This window comes from Acinetobacter sp. DSM 11652 (assembly GCF_900109815.1).
Taxonomy (GTDB): domain Bacteria; phylum Pseudomonadota; class Gammaproteobacteria; order Pseudomonadales; family Moraxellaceae; genus Acinetobacter.
Map to the genome: position 1 here is coordinate 18,952 of NZ_FOBK01000007.1, position 19,212 is coordinate 38,163.

The window sequence follows — 19,212 nt, forward strand, 5'->3', positions numbered from 1 at the left end:
CTCGAGCTCACTGGGCTTTCACCGATTCAGCAGATTGATCATCCTTCTGAACTTTAATGGGTGATGCTGCTTCCACTTTTTGATTTTTTTGTAATGTTAAGGTATTGAGTGGGATAACCAACTCACCTTTTTGTATTTTAATTGGCAAAGTATTTTGTACGTTGACTGAAGCCTCTAACGCAGTTTTAATTGGTGCATTCAAATGACCTTCTACTGGTATATCCACATCTAAATCCTTTTTTAATGAGATGCGTAGATTCTCTTTTAAATCCGCTTGAACAGGTGCTTGAAATTTCAAGTGAACCATTTGATCTAAGGGAACATCCATTTCAACAGGTACATCAAGTTTAATTGGAATCGTCCCTTTCAATGGCAGTGTAATATCTTTGCCCAAAATGCGAACCTTAACTTTAGTATCTACTGCTAAATTTTGATCCACAATCAAATTTTCACGGACTGGAATAACCGTTTTAATTGGTACTTGATTGTCGAAATGAACCATAGGATTCAATGTTTGTTGTACAGGAATAGAAAGATTTTCACGTATAGGAATGGTCGTTTTCACGCGACCTGTCACATTCACATCCAAAGCATCATGGATGTGAACTTTCGCTTGCAATGGCTCCTGAAGATCAATATTCACGGCTTGATCTTCAAGTGGAATGTAAATTTTAAAATGTTGAAAAACCCATAAGGCAATTGCTATACCACTCGCGGCAGCCAAAGCAATCAGCACGAAGCCAATGACAAGATATTTGATGCGCAAAAATATAATCCTTTAACACTTATTTTTTTAATCACCTGCTCACAATCCATATTTTATGTGAACAAATACGCAATTTTTCAATATTAAACCACTTATTTTGAAGAAACCATATTGCTCTAAAGTCTTAATTACGTAAATTTAGGCAAATAAAAAAGAGCCTCGAAAGAGGCTCTTTTTATGCCTTACAAATTATGCATTTGTTTCAGCAGGAACTTTTGGATAGCTTACGCCGCCCATTTGTTCAGCGATACGCAGAACTTGGCAGCTATAACCTACTTCGTTGTCGTACCATACATATGCTGTTAAACGGTTACCAGACGTAATTGTTGCTTGCGCATCAAAAACACCTGCAGTGCGTGAACCGATAAAGTCAGATGATACAACTTCAGTAGAGTTTGTATAACCAATTTGACCTTGTAGATTAGAGTTGATAGAAATTTGACGAATATATTCGTTCACTTCATCACGATCAACTTCTTTATCTAAAGTCAGATTAAGGATTGCTAAAGACACGTTAGGTGTTGGAACACGTACAGAGTTACCAGTTAATTTGCCTTTAAGCGCTGGAAGTGCTTTAGCAACTGCTTTAGCAGCACCCGTTTCAGTGATCACCATGTTCAACGTTGCAGCACGGCCACGACGGTCAGCTTTATGGTAGTTGTCGATCAAGTTTTGGTCGTTCGTGAATGAGTGAACTGTTTCAACGTGACCATTAATCACTGTATATTTGTCATGAAGTACTTTCAACGTCGGTGTAATCGCGTTTGTAGTACAGCTTGCAGCAGAGATGATTGTATCTTCATCAAGAATGTCAGCTTGGTTAACACCAAACACAACGTTCTTCATATCACCTTTACCAGGTGCAGTTAAAATTACACGTGCAGTGCCTGGGCATTTAAGGTGCTGAGCAAGACCTTCAGCGTCACGCCATTTACCAGTGTTATCAATCACCAATGCATTTTCAATACCATATGCAGTGTAATCCACTTCTGATGGATTAGATGCATAGATCACTTTGATGAATTGACCATTCGCAATAATTGCTTCGTTCTCTTCATCTACAGAAATCGTACCTGCAAATGGACCATGAATAGAGTCACGACGAAGTAAAGAAGCGCGTTTCTCTAAATCACCATCAGATGATTTACGAACAACAATCGCTTTAAGGTTTAGACCACGACCAAGACCAGACTGACCAATCATAAGACGTGCAAGGATACGACCAATACGCCCAAAACCATAAAGCACAACATCTTTATGCTCAACAGATGCAGCATTTCCTTGTAGTGATTTAACAGCGTCAGCAACGAATGCATCTACATCGCCACCTTTTGCTTTAAATTCTACAGCAAGTTTGCCTAAATCGATTTCAGCTGTGCCGATATTTTGTACTTTAACCAATGCTTCAAGGATTGGGAAAGTATCTACAGCAGAAAGTTCAACGTCTAAAACACGTGTACGACGGTGAGCTTTAAGAATTTGGATAACCGAGCGGTTAATTAAAGAGCGACCGTATACTGTAGCTACGATGTTTTTTTCACGGTATAACTGACCAACAAGGGCAATCATACGTTCCGCGAGTTCTTCACGGTTTTTCCAGCGACCTTGGTGCTCTGCATGTAGGGCAACGATAGTGTCTTTGCTCACAGATACGTCCTCTAATTAATTGTAAATCTAAGCATAAATTTCAAAACCCCATAATTGTAAAGGAATTAACTCAGAGTTGAAATGAAAACTCGTTTTATTTTTTACTAAAGCAATTGTCTCTTTGTAAAAAATATATTTTAGCAATTGAATTACAATATAATTTTTTGGGTAAATGATTTCATTTAGATATCAAATACTGATCATTAAGCCTACAAATCCAATTTCGTCACTGAGTTACATCCTGTTCAACTAAATACTGGTGAAGCCGAAATATCCTGACTCAACATCATATTTAAATCTTCTAAATTAAAATCTTCTAAGTTTTCTGGGAGTTTGACCAATACTGGAAGCTTAGTTAAACCATTTTGCCCCGAAGGGAATGCATAATGTCGTTCAAACTCACTTGTAGCTGAAAAACTTTCAAATTCAATAAATACACTATATTTTCGATAGTTTTTAGGCACACTTAAAATATCTAGATAAGCCTGCTTCTTGATTTTCACCATGGCCAATGAAGTTTGTTGAAGTTCTTTTTCTAACTTTTCTCCAGCCACCATTCTTTTTAAAAATGAGCCTTGAACTTCAGCATAATCTCGTTTCAAACGCATCGTATGAGACAGCATTTCTCGGTAATCTTGAATATGTTGGCTTAAATCTTCTTGTAATGCATTTAACGGTTTCTTGGAGCGCTCATGCATGACTCCACGCTCATACATATTCAATGGTACAAATATTTCATCTTTACGCTTTTCAAGTAGTTTTAAATAGGCTAACAACTTGTATTCAAACAATTGGACTGAGGAATTAAAAAATAATGAAGGCTGTTGTTTAAAATCTTTATAATTCGCCAGAATATCTGAAAATATGCGATGCACACTTTTAAACAGATGCTCATATTCTTCAATATGTGATAAATGCTGTTCTAAAGCCACCACGAGAGGTTGTAGCAATTCGACAGTCAATGCTTGCTCAATCTTCCGTAAATGCTGTTTGGCTACGAAATCACTATTACTTCCAGCCATCCCTAAATTTTGTGTCAAAAGCGGTAATATCTTCTGTTCAGCAACATCTTCAAATTCTTGCACAATTTGAATGACATCTTTATGCACTTGATGCTGAATAGTAACCATCATCTGCACGTGTTCCATAAACTGTTTGATATACCCCTCTTCATTGTAACGGCGCATATCCAAAACCAACCCATTGAGATAAATTTGCTGGTTGTATTCCATTCGATCTTCAAATAAAAAACGACGGATCGAAAATGGATTTTGTTCAAACTGACTGGTTGGTGCGATGACGAATAGAAATTCAGAGGTTTTAACAATATCAAAGTGTCGAATGGACTGTTCTTTCAGCAACCATTGTGCAAAAAAAGGATGCTCCATGATCGATGAGCTTCTAGGTAGAAGGGGTTTAAACCAATACCCCAATAATTGTTGCTTAATAAATACTTCTATCATAAAGCTCTTAATCTGAGCTGAAGTTAACTGACGAGCTCCAACTGGTGTTTCAAGATTTAATTCACGAATTAACTTAGCAACATCTTGCAAAAAAACCCGACGCATTAACATTTTTTCGCGTTGTAATTTTAAATTGTCCTCAACAGCAATCTGGTCAATTTGATACAGCGCATTTTCCAAATAGTCCGCCACTTGTACGCAATCCGTCATCTCCTTCAACCATTGGATAGATTGACATAACTTTGCTGCAATGGAGCGCATTCTTTCACTAGAAAAACTGTGCTTTAAAATTCCCAGCGACGTCGTGACTTTATATTCGAACGTGTTATTCACACGATTCCAAAATATATCTTTAGGTTTTAGAATTTGACGATCAATTTCTTCGCGAACATCACTATCAGAATGTTGAAATATACGCTCTAAGAGTCTTTGCCAGTTTAAATCCAGACTAGGCTCCATCTGTAATAATGCTGCTCTTGTTTGGTACTGAATCATGATTGTTAAATTAGAATTATTATTGATTTAATAAATTTATCACATTTTTGTATTTTAGTTAATTGTGTCACAAATATTTTTAAAGAATAAGTAATTATTCTTATCATTCAGTCAAAAACTCTTATGTACAACTCATCCTTATGTAATGATATGAAACTTAGTGCTCATCATTTTGGGCTAGACGCGATTGTAGTTTCTTATGTTGATATTGAAGTAACTTTTCAGTTCTTCTTTGACGATAGAGATAAATTGCACCCTCCAAAATAAGGAGCAATACAGCAAACCAAATTGGAATATAAGTCAACCATTCTCCTGCTTCCACGCGTTCACCCATTGCCATTGATGCTCCTGCCAACAAAATCGGCTCTAAATAACTCAATAACCCAAAAATCACAAATGGAAGATATCTGCTCGCCAAGATGTAACTTCCAAGCCCTAAGGCACTTAAGCAACCTAAACCTAGTACGGCTAAAATGAGATATTTAAACTCAATAATCTGAGGCAATGTGTTTGAATAAAAAAATGCTAGAAAAACAGCAACTGGAATCACCAGCAATAAATCCCACAAGAATCCACCTAAATGATCTGTTCCAAATTTTCTTCTTAAAAAAAAGTAGATTGGATAAGCCACAGCAACATACATGGTTTCCCATGCCACCGTACCAATGCGCCAGATTTCATGGCTGACACCAAGAATTGCAAAAAACACTGCTGCAATTTGCCACTTTGAGAGCTTTTCTTTGTAAAGAACGCAACCAAAGAGAACCATCACCAGAGGCAACAAAAAATATCCTAAAGAAACCTCAAGCCCCCGGCCATTGATTGGTCCCCACAAAAATAACCAGAGTTGAGTTGTACACAAAAACGAACTGATCAAGAGCCAAATTAAAATAGATGGTTGTTTGCAAATTTTATTATAAATTTCTCGAACATATTTTAGATCACCCGACCACCACATAAACAGCGTTAAAAAAGGTAATGTTGCTAACATTCGCCAAGCAAAGGTCTGCTCGCTGTCTAGTGGTCTAAGAAAATACGTATAAAAATATAGCACCCCAAATGTCACTGATGCCATAACTGACAATGCTATACCTTTTAACATATCTGAACCTAAATTTTACCAAACGATATTATAGCTATAATTCGTAGCAATAGATGTTGATGCATAAAAAAACCACGCCTTAGCGTGGTTCTCATCATTTTCAACATTATTTTGTTGAACCAGGTGCTTGACCCGTTTGCTTTGTGCGTATCACATCACTTAAGTCATAACCAACAGATTTAGCATAATCAAGATACTCATTCACTACTGCTTGATCAGGATTATGCGTGCGAGAAAGCACCCACATGTACTTACGTTTAGGCTCACCCACAAGTACAGTTTGATAATTCTCATCCAGTTTCAGCACCCAATAATCGCCACGACCAACTGGTAACCATCGAATAGCACTCGGCAAGAAACTAACTTTCAATTTTGTATTAAATGTCTGATTTTGTACAAATGCCTCACCCACTGACTGAGTAACTTTACCGTCAGCAGTAAAACAACGGTTATCAACATTGACATTACCATTTTCATTTAATGTATATGTCGCAGTCACATCACGATCACACTTGTTTTGGAAATAAAGTGGCTTACGTGCTACTTCATACCAAACACCTAAGTATTTATCGAGTTCAACTTTCTCAACAGTGTTGAGTGGCTTGTCCTGAGCATAAACCATCGTTGCTGCCCCTAAACCAACCAATAACGCACCACCCAATACAATCTTGCTAACATTGAAACCAGCAGATGGGAGACTCTTGATCATCTAAATAACCCCTATTTATTGAATTTGTTTGTGAGTATTCATTTACTCTTCTACAATAATGGTTATTTTTCGGCTTAATGTTACGTTATGTGATGATTTTACAGTGTTTTCTGTAAATTAAATCACTGAATTAACTGTGCTTTTAAACGCACGATTTCATCACGGAAACGCGCTGCTTGCTCAAACTGAAGCTCTTTCGAAGCTTTGAGCATTTCCTTCTCCAATTTAGCCAAATGTTTTGCCAATAGTTTTGGATCGGAAACTATATGGCGCTCATCCGCACTTAATGCACGTTCTTGTCCTGATACATTCTCATCAATTGACTCATCATCATACACTTCACCAGTATCAATTTCTTTGATGACTTGGCGGACTGCCGAACGCGGAGTGATGCCATGTTCTAAGTTAAAATTAATTTGTTTGGTACGGCGACGCTCCGTTTCATCAATCGCTTTTTGCATTGAATCCGTAATACGATCCGCATATAAAATAGCCTTTCCCTCAACATTTCGAGCAGCACGACCAATGGTTTGGATAAGTGAACGTTCAGAGCGTAAAAAGCCTTCTTTATCGGCATCTAAAATTGCAACTAAAGATACCTCAGGCATGTCTAAACCTTCACGGAGTAAGTTAATTCCAATCAATGCATCGTAGACACCTGTTCGTAATTCATGAATGATCTTCACACGTTCAACAGTATCGATATCAGAGTGCAAATAAGCCACTTTGATCCCATACTCTTTTAAATATGAAGTCAAATCTTCAGCCATTCGTTTGGTTAACGTTGTGACCAAGACGCGTTCATTTTTATCTTTACGTTGATTAATCTCCGAAAGGACATCATCCACCTGAGTCAATACTGGTCGAATTTCAATGACAGGATCAATCAATCCTGTTGGACGCACCACCTGCTCAGCAATTTGTTCTGATTTTTCTAATTCATAATTTGCAGGCGTCGCACTGACATAAATTGTAGTAGGAATAATACGTTCCCACTCTTCAAACTTCATTGGTCGATTATCCAATGCACTTGGCAAGCGGAAACCATAATTCACTAGGTTTTCTTTACGTGATCGATCGCCTTTATACATCGCACCAATTTGAGGAACCGTAACATGTGATTCATCAATAATAAGTAATGCATCCTCAGGTAAGTAGTCGAAAAGCGTTGGTGGAGCCTCTCCAGCTGGTCGCCCTGATAAATGTCTCGAGTAATTCTCAATACCATTGGTATAACCAAGCTGTTGCATCATCTCAAGGTCATATCGAGTACGCTGTTCAATACGTTGAGCTTCAAGTAATTTATCTTCGGCTCTGAAATATGCCAAGCGCTCTTTGAGTTCTTCACGAATCGTTTCGATCGCACGCTGCAAGTTATCTTTAGGCGTCACATAGTGACTTTTAGGATAAATCGTGATTCGTGGGACTTTACGAATCATTTTTCCAGTCAAAGGATCAAACCAGCGGATCGAATCCACTTCATCATCAAATAGCTCAATCCGCACTGCATTTTGTTCTGACTCTGCGGGGAAAATATCAAGAATTTCTCCACGAATTCGATAAGTACCTCGTAAAAATTCGAGTTCATTACGCGTATATTGCATTTCTACCAATCGACGAATCAACTCATCACGGCTGACTCGATCACCTGTCACAATATGTAAGAGCATATTCATATATGCGTTAGGATCACCTAAACCATAAATGGCGGACACCGAAGCAACGATAATAGCATCCTTACGCTCAAGCAAAGCACGCGTTGCGGACAACCGCATCTGATCGATGTGATCATTAATAGCAGAATCCTTTTCAATAAAAGTATCAGATGACGGTACGTATGCTTCTGGCTGATAGTAATCGTAATAACTTACAAAATACTCAACAGCATTATGTGGAAAAAAAGCTTTAAATTCTCCATAGAGTTGAGCCGCAAGGGTTTTATTGTGTGCCATTACAATAGTAGGACGTTGTAATTGCATAATCACATTCGCCATCGTATAGGTCTTACCAGAGCCTGTTACCCCTAATAGCAATTGATCCTTAAAACCTTGATGTACTCCTTTAACAAGTTTCTCAATCGCTTGAGGTTGATCTCCTGCAGGCTCGTAATTAGTTACTAATTCAAATGGACGACTGTCACTCACTCGATAATTCTCGCTATACAGATGAAGAAAATATGCAATAACACTGGTAATGCATGGCTTGCTTGCTCAAATCTTTATGATTTACTCATCTGATGATGAGGGTGAAAACCATAAATTCAATCAATTTTACTTGACCCTTACAGCAATCAATTGCACCATGAACTTAAATTGCATGTTGATGTAAAAAACTATGACTTACCAATATCACGATGAAACGATTATCAACAGTTTAAATGAAGATACAGTATTTGTATTTGGTAGTAATTTAGCAGGCACTCATGCAGGTGGTGCTGCAAAAATTGCACTTCAACATTTCGGTGCGATTAAAGGTGCTGGCCGCGGATGGGCTGGACAGAGCTATGCAATACCCACCATGAATGAGCATTTGCAACAAATGCCTCTATCCCAGATTGAACACTACATCAATGATTTTAAGATCTATACAAAAAACCACCCCAAGATTAAGTATTTTATTACAGCCGTTGGTTGTGGTGTAGCAGGTTACAAAGTTGCTGAAATAGCCCCCATGTTCAAAGGTATATCAAAAAATGTGATTTTCCCGATTTCGTTTAAACCTTTCGTTGAACGAACCTTTCCTAAATTAAACCAACCTTTATTACATGCCATTTTTTCTTCCGAACTACTGTTCGCGGATTCTTTAGAAACGGCATTTGAGCAACTTAATTTAAATGAATCTGAAAAGAAACTAGCCAATATTTTGATTGAAACGCCGATGTTCCCCGTGGATAGTAATGGACGTGAACGCATATTTGAAATCGAAGATATCCTCTATCATCTAAAAGATCAAACCTTCCAATATGAACCGAAGTCCGATCGTGCATTCATGATGGGTGGTGTGGTATTGGCTTTACTTGAACTCTACCAAATTAATGAACAAGATTTTGTTGATGTTTGGCAAGGGCTTAAGTCAATTTCTGCGCCAAAACCTGAGCATCGAGCAAAAAAATCAGTTTAATAAGATGTTGATTTTATAAGATTCATTCACTTATATTGTATAAATGAATGAATTTTAAACACCAAGGCTCGCATCTATGGATCATTTAGATCTGACCATCTTTGATTTATCTCCAATTGCGATGTGGCTACAAGACTTCAGCGGTGTTAAACAAATTTTTGAACAATGGACTGCTGAAGGTATTGAAGATATTGAAGCATATTTGATGGAGGATCACAGTCGTCTCCACCTTTGCTTGAGTACGATTCATACATTACGTGTTAACCAAAGTACGCTTAAACTGTATGAAGCAAAGAACTTAGAAGAAATTTTAGAAAGTTTTCAGAAGTTCCTTCATCCTGAAGTCAGCACTTTCCAAATCCAATTTTTTGTATCACTTTGGAAGAATACTGAACATCATATTCCAGTGATCAATTATACGACCAATGGAAAGCGTTTAGATGTTCAATTACGCGGTATGAAATTAAAAGGTTATGAGGATAATTGGAAATGCCTACTCATGACCACCGAAGATATTTCCCAATATCAAAAAGCACGTCATTTTGCCGAATCTTTATTTACTTATAATCCAACAGCACTATGGATCATGGATTTTAGCCAAATTAAAAAAAGATTTGAGCTGCTCCGTTTGCAAAACATTGAGAATTTAGACCAACACATTCATCAACATCCAGAATTTGTTGTGGAATGCTTTGAGCAAATAAATTTCATTGATGTCAATGAAGCGGCGCTCAAACTTTTTGCTGTGAAAGATAAATCTCAATTTTTACATCATTCTCATGATTTATTTGATATTAAACGTTTGGAAAATTTTAAAAGCCAGTTACTACAATTGTGGAATCATGAAGAATATCAACAGCGAGAAAGTAGTTTCTACAACGCGAATGGAGAACAAATCTTCGTTTTAGAACAATTAAATATTTTTCCACATAATTTAGATGATTGGGCGGTGATACAAGTCGCCCTTACAGATATCACTGAGCGAAAAAAATTAGAAAATCACTTACATTATTTGGGTCAACATGACATTTTAACTGATTTACATAACAGAACTTATTTTAATGAAGAAATTGAACGGATTGAGCAACTTGATCTCTATCCAGTGTCTTGTATTTACATTGACATGAACGGTTTAAAAATCATCAATGATCAGTTCGGACATGATGTCGGTGATCAGTATCTAAAAAACTTTGCCGAAATTCTTCAATTTGTCACTCACAAAAAAGATTTTTCAATTTCTAGAATAGGTGGCGATGAATTTGTATTATTGATGCCTCATGCCGATGTTGAGCAAGTTAAAATCCTTGTTCATGATCTTGAAACTCAAATACATCAACATAATCTAGATCACCCTCATCTTTCTATCAGCGTTTCACTCGGACATGCCACAAGACTTAAAGGCGAAACCTTAGAAGATATGTTACGCCGTGCAGATAAATGCATGTATATTAACAAGCATCATTTTTATCAAAATAAAAATCTAACGAATTGAGCTTAGGATTTAGCTCAACGTTAGCTTAGCTTAAAAAAGTGTCTTAAATCACGTAAATAATAAAAAATTTGAATTTTATATCAAAATAATTCAGTGCTATATTATCCACAATTTATTGTTTTAAAAGAAAAGTTCAAGGATAGTTATGGAGATACTTGATTCATCAATTTTTGATTTATCTCCTATCCCAATGTGGTTGGAAGATTTTAGTGCCATTCAAGCCATCTTTAACCAATGGCGTAGTGATGGGGTTACTGATTTAGCTTTACATCTGCAGCAAAATCCAGATCTTGTGACTTTATGCGCACATCAAATTAAGATTGTTAAAGTAAATCAAAAAACACTCGATCTTTTTGAAGCACAAAGCCTTAAACATCTCACCCAAAATTTAAGCACCATTTTCCAACATCAAATGTTTGATGCACATGTAGCGGAATTAGTTGCACTTTGGAAGGGTGAATTAGAGTTTACAAGTACAACCACTAATTTCACCTTGAGTGGTCAACCCTTAGACATAAAACTGCGAGCTGTCGTTTTACCTGGTTCAGAACAAAGTTTAGACCGTATTTTGCTTACTACAGAGGATATTAGTGGTTATATGCAAGCTCGGCGTTTAGAAGAAAAAAATCGTCGATTAGCTGAAGCAAGATTTAGTTATTCACCCACATCATTATGGGTTGAAGACTTTAGTCGCATTAAATTAAGACTCGATCATCTTAAATCAATTGGTATTGATGATTTCAGAACTTTTTTAGATGTGCATCAAGATTTCGTACAACACTGCATTGAAGACATTGTATTACTAGATGTCAATCAAGCAACATTGGATTTATTCAAGGCATCGACGAAATCTGATTTATTTCAAAATCTAAAAAAGGTTTTCTCAAAAGAAATGCATCAAACTTTTAAGGAACAATTAATCGAACTATGGAATGGGAAAATTCATCATAGTCGTGAAGCAATCAACTACGCTTTGGATGGTTCAATTCGTTATGTTTTACTTCAATTCACTGTGTTTCCAGGTTATGAAGAAGATTGGGGACTTGTACAACTTGCCCTAACGGACATTACAGCGCGAAAAAAAGCTGAGAGCTATTTAGAATATTTAGGTAAACACGACGTTTTAACCAAACTCAAAAATCGCTCGTTCTACACTGAAGAAATCCATCGATTAGAACGCGCACTTATTCGCCCAGTTTCTGCAATTTTTCTTGATATGAATGGCCTTAAACCGATTAATGATCACTTTGGTCATGATGCAGGTGATGAGATTTTACGCAGAATGGGTAATATCTTAAGTAGAACGATTCACAATACCAGTTATACAGCCTCTCGAATTGGAGGTGATGAATTTGTTATCTTGATGCAAGGTGCAAATGAAACTACCGTTCAGTCGACGATTTTGACCATTCAAGAATTATTGAATATCGATAATCAATATTATTCTAACCATATCATCAGTGCATCAATGGGATTTGCTACAAGCCTTGAGAATGAAACAATTGAGGATATGTTAAAGCGTGCAGATCAATCCATGTATGATCATAAGAGACAATACTACAAATATTTATCCAATAAAAATCAATAGTTTATAATATTTATATTTTTAGATCATACATTTTATTTGCTCTTGAAACACTAGTCATTGCACTGGTGTTTTTTTTTGAAAAAATCAATCTTATTCAGTTCTCATATAAGCTTTACTATATTTTTCATTAAATTATGACAAAAAATTCATGATCTTGTCTAACAAAAGCAATTGATTTTAAATTAATAAAATGTGATTCTCATCACACTTTAATCACGAACAATGATTAAAAACACTTTATTTTTATAAGAGACTATAACAATGGCTTTGTTCAATTATAAATCATTCGATTACTTACCTAACTTTAAATTAAGTTCAGTTCTCTCAATTCCAGCTCAACTCGTTGGTAATGGTCTAATCGCTGCCACCAATGCTGTGAATACTGTTCTTGATGTAGTTTCTCCTATTGGTTTAGCAGGTAATGCTTTACTTGGCAAACCCTTCGAATCAGTGCACGAACTTGGTGATAAAATTATTGATGCAGCTTCAGATGCAGTGAATTCAGTGGGTAAAGCACTTGGTGCAACCATCGAACCGAATGACACTCATCATAAAAATGAGTGGGAAGACAAAGAACTCAGCTTAGATAATATTTTAAGCCTTCCTGGGGATTTAATTGGAAACACCATTATTGGTGCAACCAATATTGCCAATGATATTCTTGATGCTGCTGCACCAATTGCTATTGCAGGAAATGCGCTTATACCTGGTTTTGATGTTGTTCATAAAGCAGGTGATACGATTATTGATGCTGTCTCTGATGTGGCTCATGACATTGGCTCAGCGATTGGCGGGACTATTGAACCTAAAGATACGCATTATGACAATGAATGGTCTCAAGAGCTTCCATCAGCTACTGAAAACCTAAAATCAATTGTGAATACAGTTGCAAATCAAGTTGAAAATGCACTTGAACCTATTTTCGATTATGTTCCTGATTTCAAATTTAGCTCAGTACTTTCTATTCCAGCTCAGTTACTAGGTAATGGTTTAGTCACAACAGCAAATTTAGTCAATACAGTTTTAGATGTGGCTTCTCCTATTGGCCTAGCAGGTAATGCTCTACTTGGTAAACCATTTGAAGTTGTTCATGAGTTAGGTGACCGTATTATCGATGCAGCATCGAATTTACTCAGTGGTGCTGGTGAAGCCCTCGGCTCAAATGTAGAAGCAAAAGATACACACCACAAAAATGAATGGAAAGATGGCGAACTTAGCCTTGATTCAATTTTAAAAATTCCAAGTGAGCTGGTTGGTAATTTGATTATCGGCAAAGATGGCATCGTGAATGATTTATTAGATAGCGTTGCGCCATTGGTTAAAGTTGGTGATAAATTCATTCCTGGTTTCGAAGAAATTCATAAAACCGGTGATGCAATCATTGATCAAATTTCAGACATTATCGTAAATATTGGTAAGGATATTGGTGCCACTCTTCCACCTTCAGACTCACATTTTGATCGAGAATGGGGGCAACCAAAACAACCAGATCAATCTAATCCATCAGATGACGGTCGTCCTAAATTCTACAAAATTGACAATCAATTCAGTTACCGCGTAAGTGAATCTGCATTTAAACAAGTTCAAGAACTATATAACAAGTTTATCTCATCTGGTTCTTTACAAGGTAAAAATTTCTGGCGCCCTATTTATACCGTGATCAAAGAAGATTTAGCATCAAATGACGCAGTTGATCAGGGTACTAAAAACTGGTTAAAAGTTGCTGAAGCTGTTGCAATAGCTGATCCTCAGAGCTTCCTTTATCAATATGTTCGCTTAGGAACAGGTAAATCACTTGCAGATAAAGGCATCTATATTACGGATGAACAATTCTGGCAAGCATCAAATGTATTGATCAAAACTTTAGCTGACAATTTCTTGAATGGCGTTAAAAGTGCTGATGGCGAGACTGTTGTTCCAGCAGGATATTTACCAAGCTCTGATGGTAAGTTTGGATTGGTACTTATGGATGCAACTCAAGCTCTTGAAAACTTGGGTGGCGAGCTAGGTGATTGGACAGGTATCACACCATTAAGTATTCTTGATCACTATTTAGGTGTGGATACTTCACAATTGAACGGTGGTGATAGCCGTCCGTTTACTTGGTATTTAGAGCTATTAGGTGATGTGGTTAAAGCGAACTTAAAAGCTGGTGCGAGTATCTTTGATGTTGTGAATCAAATCGTGACTGAGGGCTTAAACTTCGTTGGACAATTCATCAAAGGTGAAATATTTGATGATGGCTTCTCTTCACGTGATCAACTTGTAAATACATTGACTCAACTTGCTTACGCATATGCAGGTGATTTAGCTGGTTCTGTAGCAGTAGCGACAAACTTATTTAACCCTAACACCAACATTATTACCACTTACTCAGTTTTCGGACGTACCTTAAACGGTAAAGATGGTAATGACATCATTAAAGGCGGTGTCGGCAACGATACGCTTGTAGGTGGTAAAGGTGATGACTTGCTCTTTGGTGGTTGGGGCAATGACATTCTAAAAGGTGGTGAAGGCATCAATGTCCTCGTAGGTGGTCGTGGTGACGATACCTATTATGTACAATCAAAATATGACTTCGTACTTGAACACAACTATGAAGGTACAGACACTGTCATTAGTTCTGCAGATCAGTATCAATTAACCGAAAATATTGAAAACCTTACGCTGATCAATCCAATCAAAGAACTTTTGATTGCTGGATCAGAAATTCAACAAAGTGGTACGGGTAACCAATCTGACAACATTATCACAGGTAGCAAATTCGTAAATAACGAATTAAAAGGCCTCGCTGGAGATGACACCTTAATCGCAAACGGGGGTCTAATTAACATCTTAAATGGTGGTATTGGTAACGACAAATTGTATGGCGATCTTGGTAACGAGACATACTATTTTGATCAAGGCTTTGGAGTAGATACAATCTATGAAAAAGGTGGTCAAGATACCATTCAATTTGGTGCTGGTATCTCAATTGATGATTTACTCGTTCAAGACTCTGGGAATGATCGTATCATCAAACTTAAAGATTCTGCTGATCAAATCACTATTAAAGATTGGGCTAAAGGTGAAGCACATCAAGTTGAATCAATCGTATTTAAAGACGGTTCTACATTCAACTTACTGACTCTAGATCAAAACTTAAGTTACGTGTAATTCTTCCCTGCAAAAAAATAGGTGCTTAAAGCACCTATTTTTTATCTTTTACCCATCGAGCGACGTGTACCACGTGGCGGCATCCATGTGCGATCAGCATAGCGCTGAGGCTTTGGACGTAGAACTTCGATTTCTTCATCAGCTTGCTTTGCGTCATTCACTTGCTTGATAGGAAATGGAAGATTCACTACAGGCTTCTTTTTGGGAGAATTTTCCGAACTCATTTGAGACTACTCATTTCAATCTAACGCTATTGTACGGAAATTTGTTTTTTTATGCGACCCACGTTGTTTAATGTGGATATGTATCATTGCATTAAAATTCGGTGAATTTCGTGATTTTTTGCTAATTTGCCTAGATATTGGACGACTAAAACATTCAATTTAAGCTAAGATAGTGTGCTTTTTATTTTTTAATCCCTATAAGAAGGAATACTGCCGTGGACGTACGTCTCTCTGATCGTGTCAATGCCATCAAACCGTCCCCAACGCTTGCTGTGACCAATAAAGCTGCAGAACTTAAAGCTGCTGGTAAAAACGTTATTGGCTTAGGTGCAGGTGAACCGGATTTCGATACACCACAACACATCAAAGATGCAGCAATTGCAGCGATTAACAACGGTTTCACTAAATACACCGCAGTTGACGGTACGCCAGGTCTTAAAAAAGCAATTATCGCTAAATTAAAACGTGATAATAACCTTGATTATGCTGCTAACCAGATTCTCGTTTCTTGTGGCGGTAAGCAATCATTCTTTAACCTTGCGCTTGCATTGTTAAATAAAGGCGATGAAGTAATCATCCCTGCTCCATTCTGGGTAAGCTATCCAGATATGGTGATCATCGCAGAAGGTGTGCCAGTTATTGTTAAATGTGGTGAAGAACAACGTTTCAAAATCACACCAGCTCAATTAGAAGCTGCAATTACTGATAAAACTCGCCTAGTTGTTTTAAACAGCCCTTCTAACCCAACAGGTATGATTTATACCAAAGAAGAATTAGAAGCATTAGCTGAAGTTCTTCGTAAATATCCTGAAGTATATGTTGCTTCTGATGATATGTACGAACCAATTCGTTGGGACGACGAGTTTTATAACATTGCTACAGTTGCACCAGATCTTTACGATCGCGTAATCGTTCTCAACGGTGTATCTAAAGCATATGCAATGACAGGTTGGCGTATCGGCTATGCAGCAGGTCCTGCTAAATTAATCGGCGCAATGAAGAAAATTCAATCACAATCTACTTCTAACCCAACTTCAATTTCGCAAGTTGCGGCAGAAGCTGCATTGAATGGTCCTCAAGATGTACTTAAACCAATGATTGAAGCTTTCAAACGCCGTCATGATTTGGTTGTTAATGGCTTGAATGATATCAAAGGCATTACATGCTTACCTGCTGACGGTGCATTCTATGCTTATGCAAACATTCGTCCATTGATCCGTGCAAAAGGTTTAAAATCTTGCACAGAATTCTCTGCATGGTTATTGGAAGAAACTGGTGTTGCGGTTGTTCCTGGTGATGCATTCGGTTTAGGCGGTTATATGCGTATTTCATATGCAACAGCAGATGAAGTATTGGTTGATGCGCTTGCACGTATCAAAAAAGCAGCTGACTCAATCGAAGGCGTAGATGCAGCAATTGCTTCTATCGCAGCTGAAAAATAATCTGATAAATTAATCAGATCAAAAACCCGCGATTTTCGCGGGTTTTTTTTTTAAATCTAAACCCTTCATGCACCTACTTAACCCAATACGCAACATAAAACCTTTTGGTTAATACGCTCGTTCACTGAATCGAACAAAGTGTGCTTTTAGGATTGGATAAACGTCGGAGGTTTTTTTAAAGCTATCCAAACATGATCCATCAGTGATCCAAATAGAATATTGAAAATATTGAAATTTAAACACTATTCATAGTATCGATAGCTCAATCTGAAAGATCATATTTATCACTGAAAAATCCCATTTATAGATATGCTTTGCACCATCATATAGAAGATAAAACCGATCTAAGCAACCACAATATAGGATTTAATTAATAAAAAAAACTTCTAGAAACACCAATTCACCCTACTAAAGAAGATAAAATGACACAGGCTAACTTGGACTATATTTAAAAAAAATCAATTCATTCAACAATTTCAGATTTGACTTGTGAAAATTTGCCTAAACTGCAAGCTGTTTATTAAACAAATGCTTTGAAGGACGAGAACAACTTAGGCATTCAACATAATATTTAAGTGGTGACTTTAATAAAATCTCGCTCACCGCATTCGACTCATTTACCCAAGCAAACGATTTATTCGTGCCAAGAATGGCATTCCCTTTTATGGAGTAGATATAGAGTTTATTTACGTTAGGTGTTAAGTCATTTGCTGCCAAATATTGTTCAAGCGTGCATGATTGATCGTAATCAACAGACCATTTTTCAGAAAACCACAGCTGTAATAGCTCACCCAAAACCAGATGATGTTTTTTAAAAGGAAATACATCAATTACCGCGCCCTCTACTTCAATAAAATAAGAACTAGGCGAATTCAAGATAGACAGGTAATTTTGTTTATAGAATTCAAGATTGGAAAAGATCTGAGAAATGGTAAGCGTATTCATTCGCTTTCTCCTATTTTAGCCATTTAGTGCTGGCAAGTTGGTATAAATCCACACTGCTTAAAACTCTGTTTCAAGCGCTCTGTTGTTAAATAAATCTAACAAGCTCATTCTAAATTGGCAAGTAAATTTAAAAAAAACATTTTATTTGAGCAAATAAACAACATGCGGCTCAAAAGTGACAATTGTATGGCAATTTACACTTGACCCAATCTTAAATCCCCTTATAATCGCATTCAGATTCTCCAATAGCTCAGTCGGTAGAGCGACGGACTGTTAATCCGCAGGTCCCTGGTTCGAGCCCAGGTTGGAGAGCCAAATACAAAAAAGCCCAAGCATTTAAGACTTGGGCTTTTTTTATGACAAAAAAATCCTCCACTTGGGAGGATTTTCTCAACCATATTTTAAGCTGCTTTTGCTGGAACTCCACTGTGAAAACGGAAGGTTTCATCAGGTGTTAAGATGAGTTGCTTTTCAACTTCACGAATGTGCTCTATACGACTTTGAATATCCTCCTCAGGATCTTTCAATTTCGCAGTTTTAGCCACATCCAGAGCTAGAGCCAAATAATCCTCGTAATGGCGTGATTCAGATTTTAGTAAGTAGCGATAATAGCGCCCTAATTCCTCATCGACTCTGGGCGCTAATGCATAAAAACGTTCACATGAGCGTGCTTCCACAAACGCACCAATAATTAAAACATCAATTAGCGCTTCTGGTTCATACGTCCGAATTTCTTTGCGTAAGCCACCCGCATAACGCCCAGCACTTAAACCGACCCATTGCTGCCCGCGCTTATTCATAAACTCTAAAACCTGCTCATAATGCAGCATTTCCTCACGCACTAATTGAGCGAGCTTAACTTGTAAATCTACAAAAAAGCTGTATCTAAACATGAGATTCATGGCTGTACTGGCTGCTTTCTTTTCACAGTTCGCATGATCTTGCATCAAAATATCAAGATTATTTACAGCCTCATCTAACCAAGCTTGTGGAGTTTCGCAACCAAGGAAGCCTATGACAGGCTTCATTAATTCATCATAATCAATATTTGACATAGTACTCA

General features: G+C 37.2%; 14 protein-coding genes and 1 tRNA gene. 6 read left to right on the forward strand and 9 right to left on the reverse strand.

The window, feature by feature from the left end:
• Window positions 1–7 precede the first annotated feature (7 nt).
• From BMW42_RS08195 to uvrB, 6 genes are all read right to left on the reverse strand, one after another.
• The gene (locus BMW42_RS08195; RefSeq protein ID WP_092767044.1) at window positions 8–766 is read right to left on the reverse strand and encodes an MFS transporter; all 759 of its coding nucleotides are present in this window, start codon (window positions 764–766) and stop codon (window positions 8–10) included.
• 189 nt (window positions 767–955) lie between these two features.
• Entirely contained in the window at window positions 956–2,413 is a 1,458-nt protein-coding gene (locus BMW42_RS08200; RefSeq protein ID WP_092767045.1) for a glyceraldehyde-3-phosphate dehydrogenase, read from the reverse strand.
• Window positions 2,414–2,658: 245 nt separating this feature from the next.
• A complete protein-coding gene (locus tag BMW42_RS08205) occupies window positions 2,659–4,371 on the reverse strand; it encodes a hypothetical protein (RefSeq protein WP_092767046.1) in 1,713 nt (570 codons plus the stop codon).
• 157 nt (window positions 4,372–4,528) lie between these two features.
• A complete protein-coding gene (rarD, locus tag BMW42_RS08210) occupies window positions 4,529–5,473 on the reverse strand; it encodes an EamA family transporter RarD (protein WP_092767047.1) in 945 nt (314 codons plus the stop codon).
• A gap of 106 nt (window positions 5,474–5,579) precedes the next feature.
• Window positions 5,580–6,182, reverse strand: a complete 603-nt coding sequence (locus tag BMW42_RS08215) for a lipocalin family protein (RefSeq protein WP_092767048.1) — start codon at window positions 6,180–6,182, stop codon at window positions 5,580–5,582.
• A gap of 122 nt (window positions 6,183–6,304) precedes the next feature.
• Complete coding sequence (uvrB, locus tag BMW42_RS08220) at window positions 6,305–8,326, reverse strand: excinuclease ABC subunit UvrB (RefSeq protein WP_092767049.1); 2,022 nt, start codon at window positions 8,324–8,326, stop codon at window positions 6,305–6,307.
• A 190-nt stretch (window positions 8,327–8,516) separates the two neighbouring features.
• On the opposite strand from uvrB, the gene BMW42_RS08225 reads away from it, so the two are divergent.
• From BMW42_RS08225 to BMW42_RS08240, 4 genes are all read left to right on the forward strand, one after another.
• Window positions 8,517–9,302 carry an A1S_2505 family phage non-structural protein gene (locus BMW42_RS08225; RefSeq protein WP_092767050.1) on the forward strand — a complete coding sequence of 262 codons (786 nt, stop codon included), beginning with the start codon at window positions 8,517–8,519 and terminating at the stop codon, window positions 9,300–9,302.
• 76 nt (window positions 9,303–9,378) lie between these two features.
• Window positions 9,379–10,794 (forward strand): sensor domain-containing diguanylate cyclase, encoded by a 1,416-nt coding sequence (locus BMW42_RS08230; protein WP_092767051.1) that lies wholly within the window; start codon window positions 9,379–9,381, stop codon window positions 10,792–10,794.
• A gap of 145 nt (window positions 10,795–10,939) precedes the next feature.
• Window positions 10,940–12,382, forward strand: coding sequence for a sensor domain-containing diguanylate cyclase (locus BMW42_RS08235; RefSeq protein WP_092767052.1), 1,443 nt, complete (start codon window positions 10,940–10,942; stop codon window positions 12,380–12,382).
• 261 nt (window positions 12,383–12,643) lie between these two features.
• Window positions 12,644–15,538, forward strand: a complete 2,895-nt coding sequence (locus BMW42_RS08240) for a calcium-binding protein (RefSeq protein WP_092767053.1) — start codon at window positions 12,644–12,646, stop codon at window positions 15,536–15,538.
• A 41-nt stretch (window positions 15,539–15,579) separates the two neighbouring features.
• Here BMW42_RS08240 and BMW42_RS08245 read toward each other — a convergent pair whose 3' ends face one another.
• Window positions 15,580–15,762, reverse strand: a complete 183-nt coding sequence (locus tag BMW42_RS08245; protein WP_092767054.1) for a hypothetical protein — start codon at window positions 15,760–15,762, stop codon at window positions 15,580–15,582.
• 215 nt (window positions 15,763–15,977) lie between these two features.
• On the opposite strand from BMW42_RS08245, the gene BMW42_RS08250 reads away from it, so the two are divergent.
• Complete coding sequence (locus BMW42_RS08250; protein WP_035265512.1) at window positions 15,978–17,204, forward strand: pyridoxal phosphate-dependent aminotransferase; 1,227 nt, start codon at window positions 15,978–15,980, stop codon at window positions 17,202–17,204.
• Window positions 17,205–17,705: 501 nt separating this feature from the next.
• On the opposite strand, the gene BMW42_RS08255 is transcribed toward BMW42_RS08250, so the two are convergent.
• Window positions 17,706–18,149: a hypothetical protein gene (locus BMW42_RS08255; protein WP_092767055.1), complete on the reverse strand. Its 444-nt coding sequence runs from the start codon at window positions 18,147–18,149 to the stop codon at window positions 17,706–17,708.
• Between the two features lie 239 nt (window positions 18,150–18,388).
• On the opposite strand from BMW42_RS08255, the gene BMW42_RS08260 reads away from it, so the two are divergent.
• Window positions 18,389–18,464 (forward strand) — tRNA-Asn (locus BMW42_RS08260).
• An 86-nt stretch (window positions 18,465–18,550) separates the two neighbouring features.
• On the opposite strand, the gene BMW42_RS08265 is transcribed toward BMW42_RS08260, so the two are convergent.
• A complete protein-coding gene (locus BMW42_RS08265) occupies window positions 18,551–19,204 on the reverse strand; it encodes a tRNA-(ms[2]io[6]A)-hydroxylase (protein ID WP_035267174.1) in 654 nt (217 codons plus the stop codon).
• Window positions 19,205–19,212 lie beyond the last annotated feature (8 nt).

Excerpts from the sequence above, each read along its gene's own strand:
- BMW42_RS08265 (WP_035267174.1), bottom strand. The coding sequence starts at position 19,204 with ATGTCAAATATTGATTATGATGAATTAATGAAGCCTGTCATAGGCTTC.
- BMW42_RS08255 (WP_092767055.1), bottom strand. The coding sequence starts at position 18,149 with ATGAATACGCTTACCATTTCTCAGATCTTTTCCAATCTTGAATTCTAT.
- rarD (WP_092767047.1), bottom strand. The coding sequence starts at position 5,473 with ATGTTAAAAGGTATAGCATTGTCAGTTATGGCATCAGTGACATTTGGG.
- BMW42_RS08215 (WP_092767048.1), bottom strand. The coding sequence starts at position 6,182 with ATGATCAAGAGTCTCCCATCTGCTGGTTTCAATGTTAGCAAGATTGTA.
- BMW42_RS08225 (WP_092767050.1), top strand. The coding sequence starts at position 8,517 with ATGACTTACCAATATCACGATGAAACGATTATCAACAGTTTAAATGAA.
- BMW42_RS08205 (WP_092767046.1), bottom strand. The coding sequence starts at position 4,371 with ATGATTCAGTACCAAACAAGAGCAGCATTATTACAGATGGAGCCTAGT.
- BMW42_RS08240 (WP_092767053.1), top strand. The coding sequence starts at position 12,644 with ATGGCTTTGTTCAATTATAAATCATTCGATTACTTACCTAACTTTAAA.
- BMW42_RS08245 (WP_092767054.1), bottom strand. The coding sequence starts at position 15,762 with ATGAGTTCGGAAAATTCTCCCAAAAAGAAGCCTGTAGTGAATCTTCCA.
- BMW42_RS08230 (WP_092767051.1), top strand. The coding sequence starts at position 9,379 with ATGGATCATTTAGATCTGACCATCTTTGATTTATCTCCAATTGCGATG.
- BMW42_RS08235 (WP_092767052.1), top strand. The coding sequence starts at position 10,940 with ATGGAGATACTTGATTCATCAATTTTTGATTTATCTCCTATCCCAATG.